Annotated in this window: 19 protein-coding genes and 2 pseudogenes; 8 read left to right on the top strand and 13 right to left on the bottom strand. The window is 71.1% G+C overall.

The window, feature by feature from the left end:
* Positions 1–24 precede the first annotated feature (24 nt).
* Together G3I78_RS22575 and G3I78_RS22570 are read right to left on the bottom strand one after the other, a co-directional pair.
* The gene (locus G3I78_RS22575) at positions 25–1,089 is read right to left on the bottom strand and encodes a glutamate ABC transporter substrate-binding protein (RefSeq protein ID WP_164427422.1); all 1,065 of its coding nucleotides are present in this window, start codon (positions 1,087–1,089) and stop codon (positions 25–27) included.
* A gap of 14 nt (positions 1,090–1,103) precedes the next feature.
* Positions 1,104–2,522, bottom strand: coding sequence for a hypothetical protein (locus tag G3I78_RS22570; protein WP_164427421.1), 1,419 nt, complete (start codon positions 2,520–2,522; stop codon positions 1,104–1,106).
* Positions 2,523–2,858: 336 nt separating this feature from the next.
* Here G3I78_RS22570 and G3I78_RS22565 point away from each other — a divergent pair, with 336 nt between their 5' ends.
* Positions 2,859–3,212: a hypothetical protein gene (locus tag G3I78_RS22565; RefSeq protein ID WP_239157964.1), complete on the top strand. Its 354-nt coding sequence runs from the start codon at positions 2,859–2,861 to the stop codon at positions 3,210–3,212.
* On the opposite strand, the gene G3I78_RS22560 is transcribed toward G3I78_RS22565, so the two are convergent.
* The 8 genes from G3I78_RS22560 to G3I78_RS22525 form a co-directional block, all read right to left on the bottom strand.
* Positions 3,200–4,171, bottom strand: coding sequence for a BadF/BadG/BcrA/BcrD ATPase family protein (locus G3I78_RS22560; protein WP_164427419.1), 972 nt, complete (start codon positions 4,169–4,171; stop codon positions 3,200–3,202). The genes G3I78_RS22565 and G3I78_RS22560 overlap by 13 nt on opposite strands.
* Positions 4,162–5,427: a 6-phospho-beta-glucosidase gene (locus G3I78_RS22555; RefSeq protein WP_164427417.1), complete on the bottom strand. Its 1,266-nt coding sequence runs from the start codon at positions 5,425–5,427 to the stop codon at positions 4,162–4,164. The genes G3I78_RS22560 and G3I78_RS22555 overlap by 10 nt, the downstream gene beginning before the upstream one ends.
* Before the next feature lie 6 nt (positions 5,428–5,433).
* Complete coding sequence (locus tag G3I78_RS22550) at positions 5,434–6,327, bottom strand: carbohydrate ABC transporter permease (RefSeq protein WP_164427415.1); 894 nt, start codon at positions 6,325–6,327, stop codon at positions 5,434–5,436.
* 2 nt (positions 6,328–6,329) lie between these two features.
* Positions 6,330–7,271 carry a sugar ABC transporter permease gene (locus tag G3I78_RS22545; protein WP_164427413.1) on the bottom strand — a complete coding sequence of 314 codons (942 nt, stop codon included), beginning with the start codon at positions 7,269–7,271 and terminating at the stop codon, positions 6,330–6,332.
* A 2-nt stretch (positions 7,272–7,273) separates the two neighbouring features.
* Positions 7,274–8,617 carry an ABC transporter substrate-binding protein gene (locus tag G3I78_RS22540; RefSeq protein ID WP_164427411.1) on the bottom strand — a complete coding sequence of 448 codons (1,344 nt, stop codon included), beginning with the start codon at positions 8,615–8,617 and terminating at the stop codon, positions 7,274–7,276.
* Positions 8,618–8,671: 54 nt separating this feature from the next.
* On the bottom strand, positions 8,672–9,865 hold the full coding sequence (locus G3I78_RS22535; protein WP_164427409.1) for an ROK family transcriptional regulator: 1,194 nt from the start codon (positions 9,863–9,865) through the stop codon (positions 8,672–8,674).
* Positions 9,866–10,051: 186 nt separating this feature from the next.
* Entirely contained in the window at positions 10,052–10,888 is an 837-nt protein-coding gene (locus G3I78_RS22530) for a hypothetical protein (RefSeq protein ID WP_164427407.1), read from the bottom strand.
* 177 nt (positions 10,889–11,065) lie between these two features.
* The gene (locus G3I78_RS22525; protein ID WP_164427405.1) at positions 11,066–12,172 is read right to left on the bottom strand and encodes a mechanosensitive ion channel family protein; all 1,107 of its coding nucleotides are present in this window, start codon (positions 12,170–12,172) and stop codon (positions 11,066–11,068) included.
* A gap of 282 nt (positions 12,173–12,454) precedes the next feature.
* Here G3I78_RS22525 and G3I78_RS22520 point away from each other — a divergent pair, with 282 nt between their 5' ends.
* Positions 12,455–12,991, top strand: a complete 537-nt coding sequence (locus tag G3I78_RS22520) for an HNH endonuclease (RefSeq protein WP_020116449.1) — start codon at positions 12,455–12,457, stop codon at positions 12,989–12,991.
* A gap of 203 nt (positions 12,992–13,194) precedes the next feature.
* Here the strand turns inward: G3I78_RS22520 and G3I78_RS22515 are convergent.
* Positions 13,195–13,596, bottom strand: a pseudogene (locus tag G3I78_RS22515) (ABC transporter permease); the annotation flags it as partial.
* A gap of 101 nt (positions 13,597–13,697) precedes the next feature.
* Complete coding sequence (locus G3I78_RS22510) at positions 13,698–14,231, bottom strand: PadR family transcriptional regulator (protein WP_164427401.1); 534 nt, start codon at positions 14,229–14,231, stop codon at positions 13,698–13,700.
* A 178-nt stretch (positions 14,232–14,409) separates the two neighbouring features.
* Between G3I78_RS22510 and G3I78_RS22505 the strand changes: the two genes are divergently transcribed.
* The 4 genes and pseudogenes from G3I78_RS22505 to G3I78_RS53225 all read left to right on the top strand — a co-directional run.
* Entirely contained in the window at positions 14,410–14,622 is a 213-nt protein-coding gene (locus G3I78_RS22505; protein ID WP_164427399.1) for a hypothetical protein, read from the top strand.
* On the top strand, positions 14,623–16,677 hold the full coding sequence (gene malQ, locus G3I78_RS22500) for a 4-alpha-glucanotransferase (protein ID WP_164427397.1): 2,055 nt from the start codon (positions 14,623–14,625) through the stop codon (positions 16,675–16,677).
* Positions 16,678–16,861: 184 nt separating this feature from the next.
* Positions 16,862–17,137 (top strand): hypothetical protein, encoded by a 276-nt coding sequence (locus G3I78_RS22495; RefSeq protein ID WP_164427395.1) that lies wholly within the window; start codon positions 16,862–16,864, stop codon positions 17,135–17,137.
* Positions 17,138–17,332: 195 nt separating this feature from the next.
* Positions 17,333–17,434: pseudogene (locus tag G3I78_RS53225) on the top strand (hypothetical protein); the annotation flags it as partial.
* A gap of 27 nt (positions 17,435–17,461) precedes the next feature.
* Here the strand turns inward: G3I78_RS53225 and G3I78_RS22490 are convergent.
* Positions 17,462–17,968 (bottom strand): MarR family transcriptional regulator, encoded by a 507-nt coding sequence (locus G3I78_RS22490; RefSeq protein WP_164427393.1) that lies wholly within the window; start codon positions 17,966–17,968, stop codon positions 17,462–17,464.
* A 128-nt stretch (positions 17,969–18,096) separates the two neighbouring features.
* Here G3I78_RS22490 and G3I78_RS22485 point away from each other — a divergent pair, with 128 nt between their 5' ends.
* Both G3I78_RS22485 and pepN read left to right on the top strand, forming a co-directional pair.
* Positions 18,097–19,062, top strand: a complete 966-nt coding sequence (locus G3I78_RS22485) for an EamA family transporter (RefSeq protein WP_164427391.1) — start codon at positions 18,097–18,099, stop codon at positions 19,060–19,062.
* A 189-nt stretch (positions 19,063–19,251) separates the two neighbouring features.
* Positions 19,252–21,825, top strand: coding sequence for an aminopeptidase N (gene pepN, locus G3I78_RS22480; protein WP_164427389.1), 2,574 nt, complete (start codon positions 19,252–19,254; stop codon positions 21,823–21,825).
* The last annotated feature ends 47 nt before the right edge of the window (positions 21,826–21,872 follow it).

The following is a 21,872-nucleotide window of genomic DNA, read 5'->3' as shown; positions in this document are numbered from 1 at the left end:
TTGACGGCGGCCGTCCACGGTCCGTCAGCTCTTGCGCAGGTACTCCGGTGGCGGCGGCTCCGACTTCGCCGAGTCCTTGTTCAGTGTGGCCGACAGCCACTTGTCGTACGACGCCTGCCAGCCGTCGGTGGTGTCCTTGCGGTAGTCCACCAGAATCTGGTTGACCCGGCGTACCAGGTCGTCGGCGTCCTTCTTCATCGCCACGCCGTAGTACTCGGTGGTGAAGGGGTTGCCCTTCAGCTCGACCGTGGGGTCCTGGGCGGCCTGGCTGGCGGCGAGGGCGCCGTCGGTGACCACGGCGTCGACCTCGCCGAGCTGGAGCCTGACCAGACAGTCCAGCTGGTTGGGCACGGGTTTGGCGATCCTGGCGGACGGGACCAGCTCGCCCGTCCTGCGGTCCTCCTCCAGCTTGGCCAGCGCGGTCGAGCCCGCCGCCACGCAGATCCGCTTCTTCGCCAGGGTGCCGTCGTAGCCCTTGATGCCGGAGGACTTGGGGGCGAGGACCTGCTGGCCGGTCTTGAAGTACGGCGCGGAGAACGCCACGTCGGCCAGCCGGGAGCAGTTGATGGTCATGGTGCGCACGACCATGTCGACCCGGCCCTGCTGGATCGCCGGGATGCGCTGGTTGGTGGGGATCGCCTTGAACTGCACGGCGTTCGGGTCGCCGAGGATGTCCTGGGCGATCCGGTGCACCAGGTCGATGTCGAAGCCCTCCAGGTCGGCGTCGGCCCCGCCGTTGGGGTTGCGGTAGCCCCAGCGGTAGCTGTTCTGGTCGACGCCGACGATCAGCTTGCGCTTCTCGCCCTCGCGGGCCTTGATCTTCTCGATGGTGGTGCCGTCCGCGTCCGACGGGGACAGCGTCTGCTTCTCCGGGGCCGTCTTGATCGCCGGGTTCGCGCAGGGGTCGTCGTCCGCCGCCTGCTCGGCACGGGTCAGTCCGGGCCCGCCGACACCGGCGCTGTCGTCGCCGTGCGACCTGGCCAGCGGCAGCAGCAGGGCGAAGGCGAGCGCCAGGGCGCAGACGGCCGCCATCGCGCCCACCCCGCCCCAGCCCCTCAGACCGGCCCGCAGGCGTGCTCGCAGTGACATCGCCGCTCCCCCTCTCACCGGTACTCCGACAGCCTGCGCCCGATGCCCAGGACCGCGCCGGCCGCGCCCAGGACGGCCAGTACGGCGGCGCCCACGGACAGTCCGGTCATCGCGCCCAGGCCGTCGCCGGCCGCCTGCCTGAACTCGGCCTCCTCGTGCTTCAGCGCGTTGGCGAGGTTGGTGTCGACGCTGTCGAAGCACTCGCCGGTCGCGCCCTTGCCGCCGATGACGCGGTTCAGGGCCTCTTCGTAGTTGCCGTTGTCGTCCTGGGCGCGGGCCGCGGTGTGGCGCTCCTTCCACACCTTCATGTTGCCCTCGGCCGCGGTGACCGGCTTCTTGCCGGTGCTGTCGTCGGCGAGTCTCGACGCCTCGGCCAGGCCCTTGCCGAGGGTGTCCATGTCCTTGTCGAAGTCGTGGTCGTAGGCGTCGTAGGTGACGTCCTCGCCCGTCTTCTCGTCCTTGACCGTGACGGTCTCCGCGCCGCGGGCCACCAGGGTGAGGTTCTCGTTGCCGCGGGCCTTCAGGGAGGCGATGCGGGCGTCGTGCAGCACGTTGAGCGAGCGGACGCCGTGGTCGTAGGAGTCGTCGAGGCCCGCGCGCGCGACGGTGTGGCCGACGACCAGCCACAGCAGCACCACCGTCGCCGTCGCGGTGGCCGCGACCAGGCCGTGGTTGAGGACCCGGTTGGTGCGCCGGTAGTTGCGGTGCTGGGCCCAGGCGAGCCCGGCGAGCGCCAGCACGCCGAGGCCGATCGCGGCCCACGGGTAGGGGGTGGCGGCGTCGTAGTCGGCGCGCAGCCGCTGGTTCTCGCTGGTGTAGAGGTTCTGCGCCTTCGGGAGCATCTCCTCCTGCATCTTCTCGTTGGCGTAGCGCAGATACGCGCCGCCGACCGGGAAGCCCTGGCGGTTGTAGGTCCGGGCCCGCTCCACCAGGCCCTTGTACTCCGGCAGCAGGGTGTTGAGCTCGGCCACGGTCTTCGCGGCGGGGGAGTCCGGGTCGGAGTTCGAGGCGGCCTTGACCAGACCGGCCGCGGCCAGGTCGATGTCCTTCTCGTACCGGTCCCGGGAGACGGCCGTCTCCTGGCCGCCGGCGAGGAAGCCGCTGGAGGCCGCGGTGTTGGCGTCCGCCAGGTAGCGGTAGATGTCGGCGGCGGCGCTGCTGAGCGGCTGGCTCTTGTGCAGCACGTCGTCCGCGGCGGCCGCCCGGTCATTGGTCTGCCAGGCGGTCACCGCGCCGAACAGGACGACGAGCAGGGCGAGGGCCGCGCCGATGATGCGCAGCCGGCCCGGTTCGGTGGTGGCGGCCGCGCGCAGCTGGTCGAAGCCCTCGGCGAAGGCCGTACGGCGGCGGCCGGGCCCCTCGGCCACCGGGGCGGGCGCGGGCGGCCGCGGGACGGGTGACGGGCCGGCCGGCTGCCGTGGCACGGACGGCATCGTGGGCACCCCGGGATCCGGTGGTGCCGCGCTGCTCTTCGGCGGGTGTGTCACTGTTTGACCTCCCCCATGGTCATCCGTCGCCGCAAGTATCGCTGCCGGGACCGACATCCGCACCGGGCTTCACTGGATCTTGATCGGATCGCAGCGCATCCCCACCCGGCCGTGCCCTCCCCGCACCACCCCTTGCCCATGAATACGCTGTGGGAATCGGTTCGGTTCCTTCCGGGGGCGGCAGTCCCGGACCCCCGCTTCGGCCCTGAAGGGGCCTCGTCCTCAAACGCCGGACGGGCTGAGTGACCCTGGCGTACGCCGGAGTGCGGGACGTGGCTGGACGTGACCGTCCACACAGTGCAGTTGAACAGGGCTCACTTCGGCGAACCCGTCCTACCCCCGGAGGGCTCCGCGCTCTGGCCGGAGCGGGTCGCCGCCCTCGGTCTGCCCCACACGGCCGCCGTCTGGCTCACCGCCGGCGAGGATGTCCTGCGCGCTCGGATCCAGGCGGGCGGGTGTTACGGCGAGGCGACGTGGGAGGAGCGGTTCCTGATGGACAAGTTCCTGGACCGGAGCGTGCGGTACCAGGAGCTGATGGTGGCGGACGTCGACCGGCTCGGCCTGGCCCGCGTCGACGTCGGGGCGGACACGGCGGTGGCCGAGCTGGTCGACGTGGTGCTCGCTCAGGCCTCGTAGTAGGCGCGCACGCGTGCCTGCACCTCGGGGGACGCCCCGACCCGGTCCAGGCCGAGCAGGGCCGCGCCCAGCACCGGGCTGGCGCTCACCACCTGGGGTACGGCCTTCGGGGCACGGGCGGCGAGCAGTTCCCGTACGCCGTCGTCCAGTTGGGGGTGGCGGGCGGCCAGGACGCTGCCGCCGAGCAGTACCGGGGTCTCCTCGTCGAGGAGGTCCAGGCGGGTCAGGGCCACCGTCGCCATCGACACCACCTCGTCGGCGAGGCGGTCGACGACCGAGCGGGCCACCGGGTCGCCGGCGGCGGCCGTGGCGAACAGCACCGGGGTCAGCTCATGGCGGCGGGCGGGGGCGATGTCCTCCAGGTGCAGGGCCTCGATGAGGGCGTACATGGACGGCAGCCCGAAGTGAGCGGGCAGCACGCGCGCGAGGTCGGTGCCGACGCCCCGCCCGTCCTCCGCGCGGGCCGCGTGCCACAGCGCCTCCTCGGCGAGACCCCAGCCGCCGCCCCAGTCCCCGGAGATCCGCCCCAGCGCGGGGAAGCGGGCGGTACGGCCGTCGGGGCGCATGCCGACGCAGTTGATGCCCGCGCCGCACACCACGGCGACCCCGCGCGGCTCGGTGATGCCCGCGCGCAGGATGGCGAAGGTGTCGTTGCGGACCTCGACGCCCGAGCCCCACGCGCGTGCGTGCAGCGCGGCCGCCAACTGCTCCTCCTCCACCGGGAAGTCGGCGTTGGCGAGACAGGCCGAGACATGCTCGACGGAGTCCACCCCGGCCGCGGCGAAGGCCCGCCCGACCGCGTCGGCGACGGTGTCCACCGCCTTCTCGACACCCACCACGGGCGGCCGGAACCCGCCGCCGCGGGCCGTGGCGAGGACGTTTCCGTCCGCCGCCACGACCGCGACGTCGGTCTTGCTGTTGCCCGCGTCGACGGCGAGGACGCATGCGGTCAGGCCCACGCGAGATGCTCCCGGTTGTGTGCGATCAGTCGGTCGGTGAGGCCCTCGGCGTACTCGTACTGGCCGACGAGCGGATGGGCGAGCAGCGCCTTGAAGACCCGCTCCCGGCCCCCGCGCAGGGCGGCCGTCAGTGCCAGGTCCTCGTACGCCGTGACGTTCGCCATCAGTCCCGCGAACAGCGGGTCGACGGCGGGCACCGCCAGCGGGGTCGGCCCCTTGGGACCCACCGCCGCCGGTACCTCGATCACCGCGTCGTCGGGCAGGAAGGGCAGCGTGCCCCGGTTCAGGGTGTTGACCACCTGGTACGGGCTTCCCCCGCCCCCGAGCAGCCCGGCGGCCAGGTCGACCGCCGCCTCCGAGTAGTAGGCGCCGCCCCGCTTGGCGAGCAGCTCCGGCTTCTCGTCCAGGGCCGGGTCGGCGTACATCGCCAGCAACTGCCGTTCCATCTCGGCCACTTCGGCGGCCCGGGACGGCTTGCTGCCCAGCTCCCGTACGACCTCGTCGTGGGCGTAGAAGTAGCGCAGGTAGTACGACGGGACCACGCCGAGCCGGTCGACGAGCGAGCGCGGCAGCCGCAGGTCGCCGGCGATCGCCTCGCCGTGCTCGCCGAGCAGCTTGGGCAGCACGTCCTCGCCCTCGGGGCCGCCGAGCCGTACGCCGGTCTCCCAGGTGAGGTGGTTGAGGCCCACGTGGTCGAGGTGGATCTCGGCAGGCGTGACGCCGAGCAGCTTGGCGAACTTCCGCTGGAAGCCGATCGCCACGTTGCACAGCCCGACCGCCTTGTGGCCGGCCTGGAGGAGAGCGCGGGTGACGATGCCGACCGGGTTGGTGAAGTCGATGATCCAGGCGTCCGGGTTGGTCCTGCGGACCCGTTCGGCGATGTCGAGGACCACCGGGACCGTGCGCAGCGCCTTGGCGAGGCCGCCCGCGCCGGTCGTCTCCTGGCCGACGCAGCCGCACTCCAGGGGCCAGGTCTCGTCCTGCTGCCGGGCGGCCTGACCGCCGACGCGCAGCTGGAGCAGCACGGCGTCGGCGCCGTCCACGCCCGCGTCCAGGTCGGACGTGGTGACGACACGGCCGTCGTGGCCCTGCTTGGCGAAGATGCGCCGGGCGAGTCCGCCGACCAGCTCCAGGCGTTCGGCGGCCGGGTCGACGAGCACCAGCTCCTCGATGGGCAGCGCGTCCCTGAGCCGGGCGAAGCCGTCGATGAGTTCGGGGGTGTAGGTCGAGCCTCCGCCGACCACGGTGAGTTTCATGAACGGTTAACCCTTCACTCCGGTCAGCGTGACGCCCTCGACGAACGCCTTCTGCGCGAAGAAGAACACGAGGATCACGGGGGCCATGACCAGCACGGTCGCGGCCATGGTGAGGTTCCAGTCGGTGTGGTGCATGCCCTTGAAGGACTCCAGGCCGTAGCTGAGCGTCCAGGCGTTCTGGTTCTCCGAGGCGTAGATCTGCGGGCCGAAGTAGTCGTTCCAGGCGTAGAAGAACTGGAAGAGGGCGACGGCCGCGATGCCGGGCTTGGCCATGGGGATGACGACCCTGATGAGGGTGCGGAAGTCGCCGCAGCCGTCGACCTTCGCCGCGTCCACGTACTCGTTGGGGATCGTCATCAGGAACTGCCGGAGCAGGAAGATCGAGAAGGCGTCCCCGAACGCCATCGGGATGATCAGCGGCCACAGCGTGCCCGACAGGTCCAACTGCTTCGCCCAGAACAGGTACATCGGGATGATGACGACCTGCGGCGGCAGCATCATCATCGAGATGACCAGCATCAGGGAGAGATTGCGGCCCCGGAAGCGGAACTTGGCGAGCGCGTACGCCACCGGGATCGACGACACGACCGTAAGGACTGTTCCCAGTCCCGCGTAGACCAGCGTGTTGCGCCACCAGGTCAGAAAGCCCGGGGTGTCGAAGACCCGCCGGTAGTTGCCCCACTCCCAGGTGTGCGGGATGAGATCGCGGCTGAGGGCCTGGCTGTCGCTCATCAGCGAGGTCAGGAACACGAACACGAAGGGCAGCGTGAAGAACAGGGCGGCGGCGATGCCGAGGGAGTGGATCGCGACCCACTCCAGCAACGCCTTCCGCCGCGCGGTGCGCTCGGCGGGGGAGGCCGGGGTCTTCAACTCCACCGGCCGGTCCAGTACTTGGGTCATGGTCAGTCACCTGCCTGGATGAGACCGCCCCGGCGCCGCATCAGGAACGCGGTGAACACCATCGACAGGGCGAAGAGGACGAGGGCGACGACACACGCGGAGCCGTAGTCGAAGCGCTGGAAGCCGAGGTTGTAGACGAGCTGGGGGAGGGTCAGCGTGGACTTGTCCGGGTAGCCGGGCTCGAACTGGGTGCCCGCGCCCTGGATCACGCCCGAGGCGACCTTCCCCGCGATGAGTGGCTGTGTGTAGTACTGCATCGTCTGGATCACGCCGGTGACCACGGCGAACATCACGATCGGCGAGATGTTGGGAAGGGTGACGAACCGGAACCGCTGCCACGCGGACGCCCCGTCCAACTCGGCGGCCTCGTACTGCTCCTGGGGCACGTCGAGCAGCGCGGCCATGAAGATGACCATCAGGTCGCCGATGCCCCACAGGGCGAGCAGGGTGAGGGCCGGCTTGGACCAGGTGGGGTCGTTGAACCAGCCCGGCGCCGGGATGCCGACCTTCTCCAGGATCGAGTTGACCGGTCCCGTACCGGGGTTGAGCAGGAACGCGAACGCCATGGTCGCGGCGACCGGCGGGGCCAGGTACGGCAGGTAGAAGAGCGTCCGGAAGACACCCGTACCCGTCTTGATCTTCGTGATGAGCAGTCCGATCCCGAGTCCGAAGACGACCCGGAGGGACACCATCACGACGACCAGCCACAGGGTGTTGCGCAGGGCGGGCCAGAAGAAGGGGTAGTGCTCGAAGACGTAGGTCCAGTTCTTCGTCCCGCTCCAGGTCGGCGGCTTGAAGCCGTCGTAGTGCATGAACGAGAAGTAGACCGTCGAGATCAGCGGGTACGCGAAGAAGACCGTGAAGCCGATCAACCAGGGCGACATGAAGGCGAGGTTCCGAAGCGCCGACTTGCGGCGCTTCGACGCCAGAGTGATGGTGCTCATCGTCACTTCGCCTGCGCGATGTCCGTGTCGATCTGCTTGGCCGCGGCGGCGAGGCCCTTCTTGAGGTCGGTGACCTTGCCGCTCTCGTAGTCGTAGCCGAGCTGCTGGATCGTCGTCAGGTACACACCGCCGTTGATCGAGGACGGGGCCGTCGTCGAGTTCGGGTTCGCGGCGATGTCGAGGAAGGTCTTGAAGCGCGGGTCGTACTTCAGCTTCGGGGACTTCAGGGCCGCGAGCGTCGAGGGCACGTTGTGGATGGCGTTGGAGAAGCCGACCACCGCGTCCGTGTCCGTGGTGATGTACTTCAGGAACTCCCAGGCCGCGTTCTGCTTGGTGCTGTTGGCGGCGATGCCGGCGATGGTGCCGGTGATGTAGCCCTTGCCGTACTGGTCCGCCTGGTCGTCGGCGACGGGCAGCGGGGCCACGCCGATGTCGAAGCCGGGCTTGGCGTCCACGGCCATGCCGAGCCGCCACTCACCGTCGAGCTGCATGGCGACCTGGCCGGTCTGGAAGGGGTGCTTGGGGCCCCACTCGTCGCCGAGGCCCGCGCGGTACTTCTCCAGCTTCTGGTAGCCGCCGAGGTCGTCGACGAGCTTCTTCTGGAGGGTGAACGCGGCGGCGACGGCCGGGTCGGTGGCGACCGTGGACTTGCCGGCCTTGTCGAAGTAGGTGGGCGAGAACTGGCCCATGTAGTGCTCGGTGGTGGTCTCCCAGCCGTGGTAGTTCGGCATGAACCCGAGCTGCTTGTACGAGTCGCCCTGGGCGATCGTCAGCTTCTTGGCGTCGGCCTCGAACTCGGTCCACGTCTTGGGCGGGCTCTTGATCCCGGCCTTCTCGAACGCCGTCTTGTTGTAGTAGAGCCCGTACGCGTCGCCGAGGAGCGGCGCGGCACAGCGGTCGCCGTCGAACTGGGTGTACTCGTTCATCGCGGCCGGGAAGGTGGTGTCCGGGTCGATCCCCGACTTCTTGAAGAAGGGGTTGAGGTCGACCAGCGCGCCCGAGGAGCAGAACTTGCCCACGTTGTTCGTGGTGAACGACGAGATGACGTCCGGGGCCTTGTCGCCGCCCGTGCGCAGCGCCTGGTTGATCTTGTCGTCCGTCATGTTGCCGACGACGTTGACGTGGATGTTGGGGTGCGCCTTCTCGAAGCCGGCGACCAGGGCCTTGACTCCCGCCACCTCGGAGTCCGCGCTCCAGGCGTGCCAGAAGTTGATGGTCGTGTCCTTCGACGCGTCGTCGTCGGCGCCGGAGGAGGCCTGGCCGGTACAGGCGGTGGTGACGAGCACGGCGGACACGGTCAGGGCAAAGGCCGCTTTTCGGGCGGACGAGGGTATGGCTGTGCGCATGACGGGGTCTCCCAGGGGCGGGCGGTGAGATGAGGACTGTGGGGGAGTACGGGGTCAGCGAGAGGTGTCGAAGACCTCGTCGCGGGTGGCCGCCAGGGCGCTCTCCAACGCGCCCCGCAGCACGGGGTGTTCACGGACGTCACCGACGACCAGGCGGGGCCGGGAGGCGGCCAGTTCCTCCAGTTCGGCCTGGACGAGGGCGAGCAGGACGTCGCCGCCGGCGGTGAGCGAGGCACCGCTGAGGACGACGAGTTCGGGATCGAGGACGGAGACGAGGGAGGCGAGACCGGTGGCCAGTCGGGTGGCGTAGGTCTCCAGGAGCAGCCGGTTGAGGGAGGTGTCCTCGCCGACGGCACGCTCGACCAGGGCGGCGGCGGCCTCGGCGTACGGCCCCGGGGGGATGTCCGCCATGCCGAGCTCGCGGGCGAGGCGGGGGATGGCCTGGGAGCCCGCGAGCTCCTGATAGCCACCGCTGTTGGCCTTGGTCACCTGCCGTACCAGCGGCGCTCCGGGAACCGGCAGGAAGCCCACCTCTCCCGCGCCGCCGGTCCAGCCGCGGTGCAGTCGGCCGCCGAGGACCAGGGCGGCGCCGAGACCGCCCTCGTTCCACAGCAGTACGAAGTCCTCGTGGCCGCGGGCCGCTCCGAGCCGCTGTTCGGCGACGGCGACGAGGTTGACGTCGTTCTCGTACTCGACCGGCATCGGCAGGGAGGCGGCGAGTTCGTCGAGGAGGGCCGGGGTGTGCCAGCCCGGGAGGTGGGAGGCGTAGCGCAGCCGGCCCGTGTTGGGGTCGAACGCGCCGGGGGTGCCGATGACGAGCCGGTGGAGGTCGCCGCGGGCGAGCCCCGCCGCCTTCACCGCGCCGTCGAGGGCGTCGGTGACTTGCCGGACGACGGGCTGGGTGGGCCGCCGTCCCGGGGTCGGGAGTTCGTACGAGCCCACCGTGCGGCCGGTGATGTCGGCGACCGCGGCGAGGATGCGCTCGGGGGTGACGTCGAGCCCGGCGGCGTACGCGGCGGTCGGGTCGACCTCGTACAGCTGGGCGTTGGGGCCCGGCCTGCCCTCGCTGGTACCGGTGGCCAGGACGAGCCCGGACGCCTCCAGGCGGGCCAGGAGCTGGGACGCGGTCGGCTTGGAGAGCCCGGTGAGCTTGCCGATCCGGGTCCGGGAGAGGGGGCCGTGCTCCAGCAGGAGGTCGAGCGCGGCACGGTCGTTCATGGCGCGCAGTGTGCGTGGTGTGCCTGCCATGGGTGCCCCTCTCCGTGACTACAGGGAAAAGACGACTCTAGAGAAAGAAGACTGTTAGGAAGGTTTCCTATCGGATGTAGGGAACATAGGTATGGACCACCAGGGAGTCAAGAGGGGATGAACAAACCGCCCCCGCAGGAAACGGAGTCGTTACCTGCGGGGGCGGTGATGAGGGGGCGGGTGGGGCTACCGGACGTCGATGTAGTCCCCGGCGGCCGTCGCGGCGCCGGTCGTGGCCGTACCCGCGAAGACGTAGCGGTAGTAGCCGTCCTTGGACGCGGTCGTGGTCGCCTTCAGGGAGCCGCCGGAGCCCGAGGTCACCGTCTTGACGGTGGTGTACGTGGTGGCGCTCTTGGCCCGGAACTGGAGGGTGGCCTTCTGGGAGGCGTAGCCGGTGTACTTGCCCGTCTCCCAGTCCGCCCGGGTCAGCTTGCCGGTGACCGTGATGGTCCTGCCCTTCTTCACCGGTTCGGGCGAGGCGTCGGCGGTGGCCTTGGCGGCGCGCTTGATCTGCACACCGCTGCCGAGCGGACCCCAGGCGTCGTAGGCGTAGCCGCGGCTGACGTGGCCGTCGGAGTCGTCGTTGTCCTGGTCGATCTTCCCGTAGAAGCCGGCCGCCTTCCAGGTGGTGGCGTCCGCGGCCCCGTACAGGTAGATCTCCGGGTCGACCAGCAGCGTCTCCGTGCACGCCTCGGTCACCGTGGTGTCCGTCGTGGCGGTGGTGGTGCAGGTGGGCGCGTCCTCGGCCTCGATCTCGTTGCCGGGCGCCTTGAGCGAGCCGCGGTACAGGGAGACCGCCGCGAAGTTGTTGACGTAGTCGATCTTCAGGTCGGACGGCCGTGTCAGCGTGTACGTGACCGGCACCTTCACCGTGGCGGCGGTGCCGACGACGACGGCCTTGCCCTTGTTCACCACGACGTTCGCGAAGACCAGGTCCGGGGTGGCCGCCGACGCGGCGGGCGCGACCAGACCGGTCAGGGCCAGGGCGCCGGACACGGCGGTGCCTATGGCGAGCTTCCTCATGTGTTTCCCCACCTTCACGGCGGGCCCCCGGGCGTTGCGCTCCAGAACAAGGGCCTGCCGTGGAGGTGACCTTAAACGATCACTCTTATGGCCGGAATGCGGGGGTCATGTGAAGGAGGCGAGTTCGCGGACGCTTCCCGCCCGCGCTGCCGCGCCGTCGGACACTTCCCGCCCGCCCTACTTCGCCGCCGGACGCTGCGCCGGAGTCGAGGCGATCGGGGAGGCCGCCGCCGACTGCGCGGAGTCGGCGTTGGAGAAGACCGACGGGGCCGCGACCGCCGCGGTCGGGTCGGCGGCCTCCTCCGCCGTGAGGACGATCGCGCCGCCGACGATGCGGATGTCCGCCGCGTCGAAGGCGTGCTTGACGCGCCAGCGCAGTTCGCGCTCCACGGTGAGGGACTTGCCGGGCATGGTCTTCGCGGAGACCCGCACGACCATGGAGTCCAGCAGGACGCTGTCCAGGCCGAGGACCTCGATCGGGCTCCACAGCAGTTCGTTCCAGGGCTCTTCCTTGCTCATCTTCTCGGCGACCTCGTTCAGCACCCGGCGCACCTTGTCGAGGTCCTCGGAGGCCCGCACGGTCACGTCCACGCCGGCCGTCGCCCAGCCCTGGGAGAGGTTGCCGATGCGCTTGACCTCGCCGTTGCGGACGTACCAGATCTCGCCGTTGTCGCCGCGCAGCTTGGTCACGCGCAGGCCGACCTCGATGACCTCGCCGGAGGCCACGCCCGCGTCGATGGTGTCGCCGACGCCGTACTGGTCCTCCAGGATCATGAAGACACCGGAGAGGAAGTCCGTCACCAGGTTGCGGGCGCCGAAGCCGATCGCCACGCCCGCGACACCGGCGGAGGCCAGCAGCGGGGCGAGGTTGATCTCGAAGGCGCCGAGGACCATCAGGGCGGCCGTGCCCATGATGATGAAGCTCGCCACCGAGCGCAGCACCGAGCCGATCGCCTGCGAGCGCTGCCGGCGCCGCTCGTTGTTGACGAGCAGACCGCCGATCGCGGTGCCGTCGACCGCCTGGGCGGTGCGGTTCATCCGGTCTATCAGCTTGGTGATGGCCCGCCGCACGACCATTCTCAGCACCCCGGCGATCACCAGGATGAGCAGGACGCGCAGGCTGATCGCCAGCCAGGTCGACCAGTTCTGCTCGACCCAGCTCGCGGCGTTCGTCGCGCTCTCCTGGGCGTCCTGGAGGGACGGGACCGTCACGGCGGACGGCGACTCCGAGGGAGTCGGCGTCGGTGACGAACCGGCGGCCAGTAGGACGGCGGACAAGGACACGGCAGGTACCTCCAGGTGCTGCTTCCACCTCCCGGCACGGCGGTCAAGGTCACGAAAAGGTCACCGGTGAGGCAGGCTCACCACACTAACGGTGCATCGTGTGTGGATCGTTGCAATGTTCGAGGGAGAGACAGCTCTCACCTGGGGATGAAGAAAGGTGTGGTCGAAAACACTCCCAGCCCGTTACCGGGACATGGTGGCGTTTCTCCCGGCCAAGAGGGGAGACTGACCTCAGATCGTCCCGGCGCGAGCCACGCGCCGCCGACGCCCAAGGAGGCATCCGTGCCGCATGTCCTGGTACTCAACGCGTCGTACGAGCCCCTCGGCGTCGTACCGCTCCGCCGCGCGCTCGTCCTCGTCCTGGAGAACAAAGCGGTCTCCCTGGAAGAATCCGGCGCCTTCATGCACAGCGCGACCGTCACAGTCCCCGCACCCAGCGTGGTCCGGCTCAAAAGGTTCGTCAGGGTTCCCTACCGGGGTCCCGTGCCTCTCACCCGCAGGGCGCTCTTCGCGCGCGACGGGGGCCGGTGCATGTACTGCGGTGGCGTCGCAACCAGCGTCGACCATGTCATTCCGCGCAGCCGCGGGGGCAAGCACGTCTGGGACAACGTGGTGGCGTCCTGCCGCCGCTGCAACCACGTGAAGGCCGACCGACATCTGTTCGAGATCGGCTGGCGGCTGCGCCACAAACCCGCACCACCCACCGGACTGGCCTGGCGCATCATCGGCACCGGGCATAGGGACCCGCGCTGGCTGCCCTACTTGCAGCCGTACGGCGCGGAGGACGCCATGGCCCGGATCGACGGCATCTCAGCCTGACGACGATCCGGGCCTTTGTGTTGCCGCACTCGGCTCACGTCCGGCCCCGGAGGCCCGCGCCCCCGGGACCGGACCGCCACGCCCTCACGTGTATCTGAGTTCCGCCGGGCGGGCCGAGCGGCGCAGGAGGGGCAGTGGGTCGGCTGTGGTCAGGGGGCAGGCCGTGGGGGTCGTCGCGGGCGTGGGGCGGGTGGTCGTGTCCTCTACGTGTACCTGAGTTCCGCCGGGCGGGCCGAGCGGCGCAGCAGGGGTAGTGAGGCGGCTGCGGCCAGGAGGCAGGCCGTGTAGACCGCCACGGGCACCAGGAGCGCGGTGTACGGCGGTCCCGTCGCCGCGTCCGGAGCGGCCAGCGAGGCGTACCAGAGCCCGATCGCGGTGCCGCCGGCGCCCGCCACCGCGCCCGCGGGGGCCAGCGGCAGCGCGGTCTCCAGGAGCAGCGCCCTGGCCAGCACCCGGTACGGCACCCCGGCGGCGACCTGCGCGGCCAGCCCCCGGCGCCGGGTGGCCAGGGACTCCACGGTGCCGACGGCCAGCGCCGTCAGGACCAGCGCGAGGGCGACGAGGACCGCGACCGCCGTCAGGTCGACGCCGGTCGTGTAGTACGCCATGAGGGCGACCGTGGCACCCCGCAGGGCCTCCGTCCTGCCGTACGCCTTCACGAGGCCGCGTCCCTCCAGAAGCGGCACCGTGTGTTCCCCCTTGTCGGTCATGCCGGGTGGACCTCCGTGGTCAGAGTGGTGAGCCGGGCCGCCGTGGTCGTCATCCAGCGGAGGTCGGCGTCGAGGTGGTTGAGGGCGAAGTCCGCCGAGAGCACCGTCGCGAGGTCGGCCCCCGGCGCGGTCTTGACCGCCGTGAGCTCCCGCATCCGCGCCATGTGAGCGGCACGCTGGGCCCGCAGATACGCGTCCGGGTCACCGCCGGCCAGGATCGAGACGACGACCTTGGCGAAGATCTCGTTCGTCACGAAGGGCGCCGGCGGGGCGATCTCCCCGGCCCACGCGGCCAGTTCCCGCGTCCCCGCCTCCGTCGACCGGTACGTCGTGCGCTCCGGGCCGCCGTCCGAGTCGGTGCCGCAGGTCTCCGCGAGACCGTCCCTGACCAGGCGTTGCAGGGTCGTGTAGACCTGCCCGTAGGCCAGCGGACGGGCCTGCGGGAAACGGTCGTCGTGGCGTCGCTTGAGGTCGTAGCCATGGCTCGGCCCTCCCGCGAGCAGCCCCAGCAGGATGTGGCGGGTGCTCATGGACTCCACTATGCATCAAGTACATGTACTGAGTGAATAGTGATCTTGGAGAAAGAGACTTCTCTCGCCCGCACGTCTGCTCTCGCGTTCACTGGGTAGGGCTGCGATAACCCCCGTCGTCGTACTCGACCAGCGAGACCAGATCGACCAACTCGACCAACTCGACAAGGAGGCCCCCGTGGCCGCATCGGCACATCTTCTGCTCTCGGCCCTGTCCAAACCCGAGGCGCCCGCTGACCACTTCTGTGTCTTCAGCGCGGAAGGCGCCTGCACCGAGACCCCGCTCACCAGCGAACCACCCCTGCCCGACGCCGAACCCCTCACCAGCGAACCCCCGCTCGCCGACGCCGCCCCCCTCACCAGTGAGTCGCACGCCCACCTGGAGCCCTAGATGGCGGAGCCCCCCGGACCGGAGCTCTCCCGGCTCGCCGAGTCGTACGGCGTCGCCACCTCCTACCAGCCCGCTCCGGACCGTACGGTCGCCGCCTCCGCCACCGCCGTCACGCTGGCCCTGGCCGCGCTGGGCGTCGACGCGGGCGACCCGGCCGCGGCCCTCGCGGCCCGCGAGCGCGAGCTGGGCGAACGCCTGCTGCCGCCGACGGTGGTGTGCTGGAGCGGCGCCCCGCCCGCCTTCGCCGCGGCCCTGCCGGAGGGCACCCGGCTGCGGATCGAGACCGAACAGGGCGAGACCCGCGCCGCCGCCGACCAACTCCCGCCCGGCGTCCATCGGTTGACCGCCACCGCCCCCGACGGCCGCACCGCCGACGCCCACTTGATCGTGGCCCCGCCCCGGCTGCCCCCCCCGCCGGGGCGGTCGTACGGCCTCCTCGTCCAGCTCTACTCCCTGCTCTCGCACCGCTCCTGGGGCATGGGCGACCTCGGTGACCTCGCCGAACTGGCCTCCTGGGCGGGACGCGCCCTCGGCGCCGGCTTCGTCCAGGTCAACCCGCTGCACGCGGCCGTGCCCGGCGCCCCCACCGACCCGTCCCCCTACCGGCCCTCCTCGCGTCGCTTCCCCGACCCGGTGCACCTGCGGATCGAGGACATCCCCGAGTACGCCCATGTCACCGACCCCGACCGGCTGCGGACCCTGCGCGAGCGGGCCGAGCGGCTGCGTGAAGCGGTGCTGGAGAAGGGCGCGTTGATCGACCGGGACGCCGTCTGGGAGCTGAAGCGGGAGGCGCTGGAGATCGTCCGCGAGGTGGAGCTCGGGCCGGGCCGCCGGGCCGCCTACGCCGACTATCTCGCCGAGGGCGGCGAGGCGTTGGAGGACCACGCCACCTGGTACGCGCTCGCCGAGACGCACGGCTCGGACTGGCGCGGCTGGCCCGCCGCACTGCGTGACCCGCGCTCGCCCGAAACGGCCCGTGCGCGCGGCGAGTCGATGGACCGCGTCGACTTCTACTCCCGCCTCGCCTGGCTCACCGAGAGCCAACTCGGCGCCGCACAAAGGGTCGCGCGGGAAGCGGGCATGGCGGTGGGCGTCGTCCACGACCTCGCGGTCGGCGTGCATCCCGAGGGCGCGGACGCATGGGCCCAACAGGCGTACTTCGCGGCCGGGATGTCCGTAGGAGCGCCCCCGGACGCCTTCAACGCCCGCGGCCAGGACTGGGGGTTGCCGCCGTGGCGCCCCGACCGGCTCGCGGAGTCCGGGTACGCGCCCTACCGGCAGCTGCTGCGCGCCCTGTTCCGGTACGCCGGCGCGCTGCGCATCGACCACGTCATGGGGCTGTTCCGGCTGTGGTGGGTCCCGCAGGGGCATCCGCCCACGGAAGGGACGTACGTCCGCTACGACGCCGAGGCCATGCTCGCCGTGCTGGTGCTTGAGGCCTCGCGGGCCGGGGCGATCGTCATCGGCGAGGATCTCGGGACGGTGGAGCCCGGTGTGCGCGAGGTGCTGCGCGAGCGCGGGGTGCTCGGCACGTCGGTGCTCTGGTTCGAGCGGGACTGGGAGGGGGACGGGCGTCCGTTGCCGCCGGAGCGGTGGCGTGCGGACTGTCTGGCGACCGCGACCACCCACGATCTGCCGCCGACCGCCTCCCGTCTCACCGGGGAGCACGTCGAACTCCGCGACAGCCTGGGCCTGTTGACCCGGCCGCTGGAGGAGGAACGGGCGGAGGCGGCGGCGGACGCCGGGGAGTGGCTGGAGCTGCTGGCCCGCCTGGGGCTGCTGCACGGTACGGCGGGTGGCGCGGACCTCGCCTCGGAGGAGGCGCAGATCCAGGCCGTGCACCGGTTCCTGCTGCACACCCCGGCCCGGATGGTGGGGGTCTGGCTGCCGGACGCGGTGGGGGACCGGAGGCCGCAGAACCTGCCGGGGACGTGGGACCAGTATCCGAACTGGCGGTTGCCGATCGCGGACGGGGAGGGGCGGGTGGTGACGTTGGAGGATCTGGCGTCCTCACCTCGGCTGCATGCGTTGGTGGAGGTGCTGCGGGCGCCGTAGGGGTGCCGGTCCGACTTCGGGTGCGGGCGGGCGGGGCTGGTCGCGCCCACGCGGCGGAGCCGCACATCGACGCGGCCCCGCGCCCCTGGTGGGCTGTGGTCGCCGCCAGTCGGCATGTGCCCCCTCGCGCCTCATACGGCACCCCGGGCGCGCGGGCCGAACCGGCGTTGGATACTTTGGGCCCGTGGACAAGAAGAACGCCCTGCGCGCCGGCGCCCTGGCTGCCGGTACGACGCTGATGATGCTGCTCATGTCGGTTCCGGCCTCGGCGCTGACCCGCGACGACGGCGACGACCCCGGCACGGGTCTGAGCGTCATCGACACGCTGGGTCTCTTCGTCGTGGCCCCGCTCGTGCTGTTCGGCGTCATCGCCGGACTGGTGATGGTCCTGGACAAGTCCAAGGCGGAGCACCGTGTGCTCGCCCCCAAGAGCAAGCCCAAGGCCGCCTCCAAGGCCTGACCGCACTTCACCGGGGCGCCGGTCCCGCCCGCGTACGAGCGCCAGCCGTACGCGGGCAAGGCCGGCGCCTTCGGCATGTCCGGGCCCGGGTGGGTCAGGGGCTCGGCGGGGCCTGTCCGGGTCAGGGGCTCGGCGCCGTGAGTCACCGCTGGAGCGTCGGCGTCGGCCACGCCACGGCCTCCAGGAGCACCGCCGGCCGCCGAGCGCCGGGCGGGAGACCGTCGTACGACCGTCCTGGTGCGGCCCGACGGGTACGTGGCGTGGGCGGCGGGCGAGGCGGGCGAGCCGGACCCGCTCGCCCGTGGTGACCGCGCACGCAGGGCCCTAGTCGGACCCCGGCGTCCCCGCCAGCAGCTCCCGCAGCAGGTCGGCCAGGCGGTCGGCCTGTTCGTCGTCGAGGGTGGCGAGGGACCGGGTCTGGACGGCGAGGCCCGCGCCGACCGCCTCGTCGATGACGGTCAGGCCCTTCTCCGTGAGCGTGACCTGGAGGCCGCGGCGGTCGTGGGGGTCGGGGGAGCGGCGCAGGAGACCGGCGCGTTCGAGCTTGTCGAGGCGGCCGGTCATGCCGCCGGTGGTGAGCATCAGGGTGGCCGAGAGCTGCCGGGGGGAGAGGGTGTGGGTCTCGCCGGACCGGCGCAGCGTGGCCAGGACGTCGAACTCGCCGCGTGAGATGCCGTAGGGGGCGTACGCCTTCTCCATGCGGTCGCCCATGGTGCGGGAGAGGCGGAAGATCCGCCCGAAGACCTCCATGGCCTTGGTGTCGAGGTCGGGCCGCGCGGCCGCCCACTGGTCGATGATCGCGTCGACGGCGTCCTTGCGCTCTGCACTCATGTGCCGAGTATCGGCGCTCCCAGGATCACCCGCAAGCAAGTGGCTTGACGGAAAGTAGCTTAGGGGTAAGCTACTTTCATGCAAGGCACTGCTGGAGGAGCCACCCCACCCTCGGAAGGGGCTCGGTCATGAGCCGTCTCACCACCGTTCTGCTCACCGCCCTCGCCCCGGTCTCCTGGGGCACCACCTACGCCGTCACCACCGAGTTCCTCCCGGCGGACCGGCCCCTGTTCACCGGCGTGATGCGGGCCCTGCCCGCCGGGCTTGTGCTGCTCGCGCTCGCCCGGGTGCTGCCGCGGGGCGTGTGGTGGGGGAAGGCCGCGGTGCTGGGCGCGCTGAACATCGGCGCCTTCTTCCCGCTGCTGTTCCTGTCGGCGTACCGGCTGCCGGGCGGCATGGCCGCGGTGGTCGGGTCGGTCGGACCGCTGATCGTCGTGGCGCTGTCGGCCGGGCTGCTGGGGCAGCGGCCCACGACCCGGAGCGTGCTCACCGGGCTCACGGCCGCCTTCGGCGTCAGCCTGGTCGTGCTCAAGGCGGCCGGCGCCCTCGACCTTCTCGGCGTGCTCGCCGCGCTCGCCGGCACCGCCTCGATGTCCGCGGGCACCGTGCTGACCAAGCGCTGGGGCCGCCCCGAGGGAGTCGGCCCGCTCGCCCTCACCGCCTGGCAGCTCACCGCCGGCAGCCTGCTCATAGCGCCCCTCGCCCTGCTCGTCGAGGGCGCCCCACCCGCCCTCGACGGCCCCGCGATCGGCGGCTACCTCTACCTCGCGCTCGCCAACACGGCCGTCGCGTACTGGCTCTGGTTCCGCGGCATCGGCCGCCTCACCGCCACCCAGGTCACCTTCCTCGGCCCGCTCTCCCCGCTCACCGCCGCGATCGTGGGCTGGGCGGCGCTGGGCCAGGCGCTGACGCCGGTGCAGGTGGTGGGGATGGCGGTGGCTTTCGGGGCGACCGTGGTGGGGCAGTTGTCGGGGGGCCGGGTCGGCAAGGGGGCGGTGGCCGGGCGGCTACGGGGGGTCCGGCCCGCCGCCGCGGTCGTACGGCGTGAAGAGGCCGAGGGCCCGACGGCACCGGTGCCGCAGCGGTCACTGTGACGCCACGTGCGAACCCGGTGACGGCATGAGCCTCGCGGCACGCGTTCCCGGTGACGGCGTCCGCCTCGCGGCACGCGTCGCCAGGGCACCGCCCCCGCGAACCCGCAGGGTAATCCCTCGAACCGTCGGAGAGAGTTCGTGGAAGGATGACCGAACCGCCGAACCTACACATAACGAGGAGATGACCGCGTGCCTGGCACAAACCTGACTCGCGAAGAGGCCCAGCAGCGCGCGAAGCTGCTGAGCGTCGAGTCCTACGAGATCGATCTCGACCTCTCCGGCGCGCAGGAGGGCGGTACCTACCGGTCCGTGACCACGGTGCGCTTCGACGTCGCCGGGAAAGGCGCCGAGTCCTTCATCGACCTGGTGGCCCCCACGGTCCACGAGGTCACGCTGAACGGGGACGCCCTGGACCCCGCGGAGGTCTTCGCGGACTCCCGGATCGCGCTGCGCGGTCTGCTGGAGGGCCGCAACATCCTGCGGGTCGTCGCCGACGCCGCCTACACCAACACCGGTGAGGGCCTGCACCGCTTCGTCGACCCGGTGGACGAGCAGGCGTACCTGTACACCCAGTTCGAGGTGCCGGACGCCCGCCGGGTGTTCGCCTCCTTCGAGCAGCCCGATCTGAAGGCCACCTTCCAGTTCACCGTGAAGGCGCCGACCGGCTGGACGGTCATCTCGAACTCCCCGACGCCGGAACCGAAGGACGATGTCTGGACCTTCGAGCCGACCCCGCGGATCTCGTCGTACATCACCGCGCTGATCGTCGGCCCGTACCACTCCGTGCACAGCGTGTACGAGAAGGACGGCCAGTCCGTGCCGCTGGGCATCTACTGCCGTCCCTCGCTCGCCGAACACCTCGACTCGGACGCCATCTTCGAGGTGACCCGGCAGGGCTTCGAGTGGTTCCAGGAGAAGTTCGACTACGCGTACCCGTTCAAGAAGTACGACCAGCTGTTCGTCCCGGAGTTCAACGCGGGCGCGATGGAGAACGCCGGCGCGGTGACCATCCGCGACCAGTACGTCTTCCGGTCCAAGGTGACGGACGCCGCGTACGAGGTCCGCGCCGAGACCATCCTGCACGAGCTGGCCCACATGTGGTTCGGCGACCTCGTGACCATGGAGTGGTGGAACGACCTGTGGCTGAACGAGTCGTTCGCCACCTACACCTCCATCGCCTGCCAGGCGTACCACCCCGGCTCCCGCTGGCCGCACTCCTGGACGACCTTCGCCAACTCCATGAAGACGTGGGCCTACCGGCAGGACCAACTGCCGTCCACCCACCCGATCATGGCCGAGATCAACGACCTCGACGACGTCCTCGTCAACTTCGACGGCATCACGTACGCCAAGGGCGCCAGCGTCCTCAAGCAGCTCGTCGCCTACGTCGGCATGGACGAGTTCTTCGGCGGCGTGCAGGCGTACTTCAAGCGCCACGCGTTCGGCAACACCCGCCTGTCCGACCTGCTGGGCGCGCTGGAGGAGACCTCCGGGCGCGACCTGAAGAACTGGTCGGAGAAATGGCTCCAGACCGCCGGCATCAACATCCTGCGCCCGGAGATCGAGACGGACGCCGAGGGTGTCATCACCTCCTTCGCGATCCGCCAGGAGGCCCCGGCCCTGCCCGCCGGCGCCAAGGGCGAGCCGACGCTGCGCCCGCACCGGATCGCGGTCGGCCTGTACGAACTCGACGACGACAGCGGCAAGTTGGTGCGCGACGAGCGCGTGGAGCTGGACGTCGACGGCGAGCTGACGGCCGTACCGCAGCTGGTCGGCAAGCGCCGTCCCGCGGTGGTGCTCCTGAACGACGACGACCTGTCGTACGCCAAGGTCCGCCTCGACGAGCAGTCGCTGGCCTTCGTCACCGAGCACCTCGGCGACTTCGAGTCCTCGCTGCCGCGCGCCCTGTGCTGGGCGTCGGCCTGGGACATGACGCGTGACGCCGAACTGGCCACCCGCGACTACCTGTCCCTGGTGCTGTCCGGCATCGGCAAGGAGTCCGACATCGGTGTCGTGCAGTCGCTGCACCGGCAGGTGAAGCTGGCGATCGAGCTGTACGCCGCCCCCACCGCCCGCGAGGCCCTGCTGACCCGCTGGACCGACGCCACGCTGGCCCATCTGCGGTCCTCGGCGGCGGGCAGCGACCACCAGCTGGCGTGGGCGCGGGCGTTCGCGGCGACGGCCCGTACGCCGGAGCAGCTGGACCTCCTGGAGGGCCTGCTGGACGGGTCCCAGACCGTCGAGGGCCTGGCCGTCGACACCGAGCTGCGCTGGGCGTTCGTACAGCGGCTGGCCGCGGTGGGCCGCTACGACGAGTCGGAGATCGCCGGCGAGTACGAGCGGGACAGGACGGCCGCCGGTGAGCGCCACGCGGCGACCGCCCGGGCGTCCCGGCCGACCGAGGAGGCCAAGGCGGAGGCCTGGGCGCAGGTCGTCGAGTCCGACAAGCTGCCGAACGCCGTCCAGGAGGCCGTCATCGGCGGCTTCGTCCAGACCGACCAGCGGGAGCTGCTCGCGCCGTACACGGAACGGTACTTCGAGGTCGTCAAGGACATCTGGGAGTCCCGCTCGCACGAGATCGCCCAGCAGATCGCGGTCGGCCTCTACCCGTCGCTCCAGGTCTCCCAGGACACCCTGGACCGCACGGACGCCTGGCTGACCACGGCCGAGCCGAACGCGGCCCTGCGCCGCCTCGTCTCCGAGTCCCGCTCGGGCGTGGAGCGCGCGCTGAAGGCCCAGGCGGCGGACGCGCAGGCGCAGTAGCCGACCCCGGCCGCGCCCCGCGCGGCCGGCGGCAGCGGAGGGCGGGT

Source organism: Streptomyces sp. SID13726, assembly GCF_010548375.1.
Taxonomy (GTDB): Bacteria; Actinomycetota; Actinomycetes; order Streptomycetales; family Streptomycetaceae; genus Streptomyces.
Note: the sequence above shows the minus strand (reverse complement) of the source record. Positions and strands in the feature narration are given on the sequence as shown.

Bases quoted from the DNA above. Each gene is read 5' to 3' on its own strand.
- G3I78_RS22575 (WP_164427422.1), bottom strand. From the start codon at position 1,089: ATGTCACTGCGAGCACGCCTGCGGGCCGGTCTGAGGGGCTGGGGCGGG.
- G3I78_RS22570 (WP_164427421.1), bottom strand. From the start codon at position 2,522: ATGCCGTCCGTGCCACGGCAGCCGGCCGGCCCGTCACCCGTCCCGCGG.
- G3I78_RS22555 (WP_164427417.1), bottom strand. From the start codon at position 5,427: ATGAAACTCACCGTGGTCGGCGGAGGCTCGACCTACACCCCCGAACTC.
- G3I78_RS22550 (WP_164427415.1), bottom strand. From the start codon at position 6,327: ATGACCCAAGTACTGGACCGGCCGGTGGAGTTGAAGACCCCGGCCTCC.
- G3I78_RS22545 (WP_164427413.1), bottom strand. From the start codon at position 7,271: ATGAGCACCATCACTCTGGCGTCGAAGCGCCGCAAGTCGGCGCTTCGG.
- G3I78_RS22540 (WP_164427411.1), bottom strand. From the start codon at position 8,617: ATGCGCACAGCCATACCCTCGTCCGCCCGAAAAGCGGCCTTTGCCCTG.
- G3I78_RS22535 (WP_164427409.1), bottom strand. From the start codon at position 9,865: ATGGCAGGCACACCACGCACACTGCGCGCCATGAACGACCGTGCCGCG.
- G3I78_RS22530 (WP_164427407.1), bottom strand. From the start codon at position 10,888: ATGAGGAAGCTCGCCATAGGCACCGCCGTGTCCGGCGCCCTGGCCCTG.
- G3I78_RS22510 (WP_164427401.1), bottom strand. From the start codon at position 14,231: ATGAGCACCCGCCACATCCTGCTGGGGCTGCTCGCGGGAGGGCCGAGC.
- malQ (WP_164427397.1), top strand. From the start codon at position 14,623: ATGGCGGAGCCCCCCGGACCGGAGCTCTCCCGGCTCGCCGAGTCGTAC.
- G3I78_RS22490 (WP_164427393.1), bottom strand. From the start codon at position 17,968: ATGAGTGCAGAGCGCAAGGACGCCGTCGACGCGATCATCGACCAGTGG.
- G3I78_RS22485 (WP_164427391.1), top strand. From the start codon at position 18,097: ATGAGCCGTCTCACCACCGTTCTGCTCACCGCCCTCGCCCCGGTCTCC.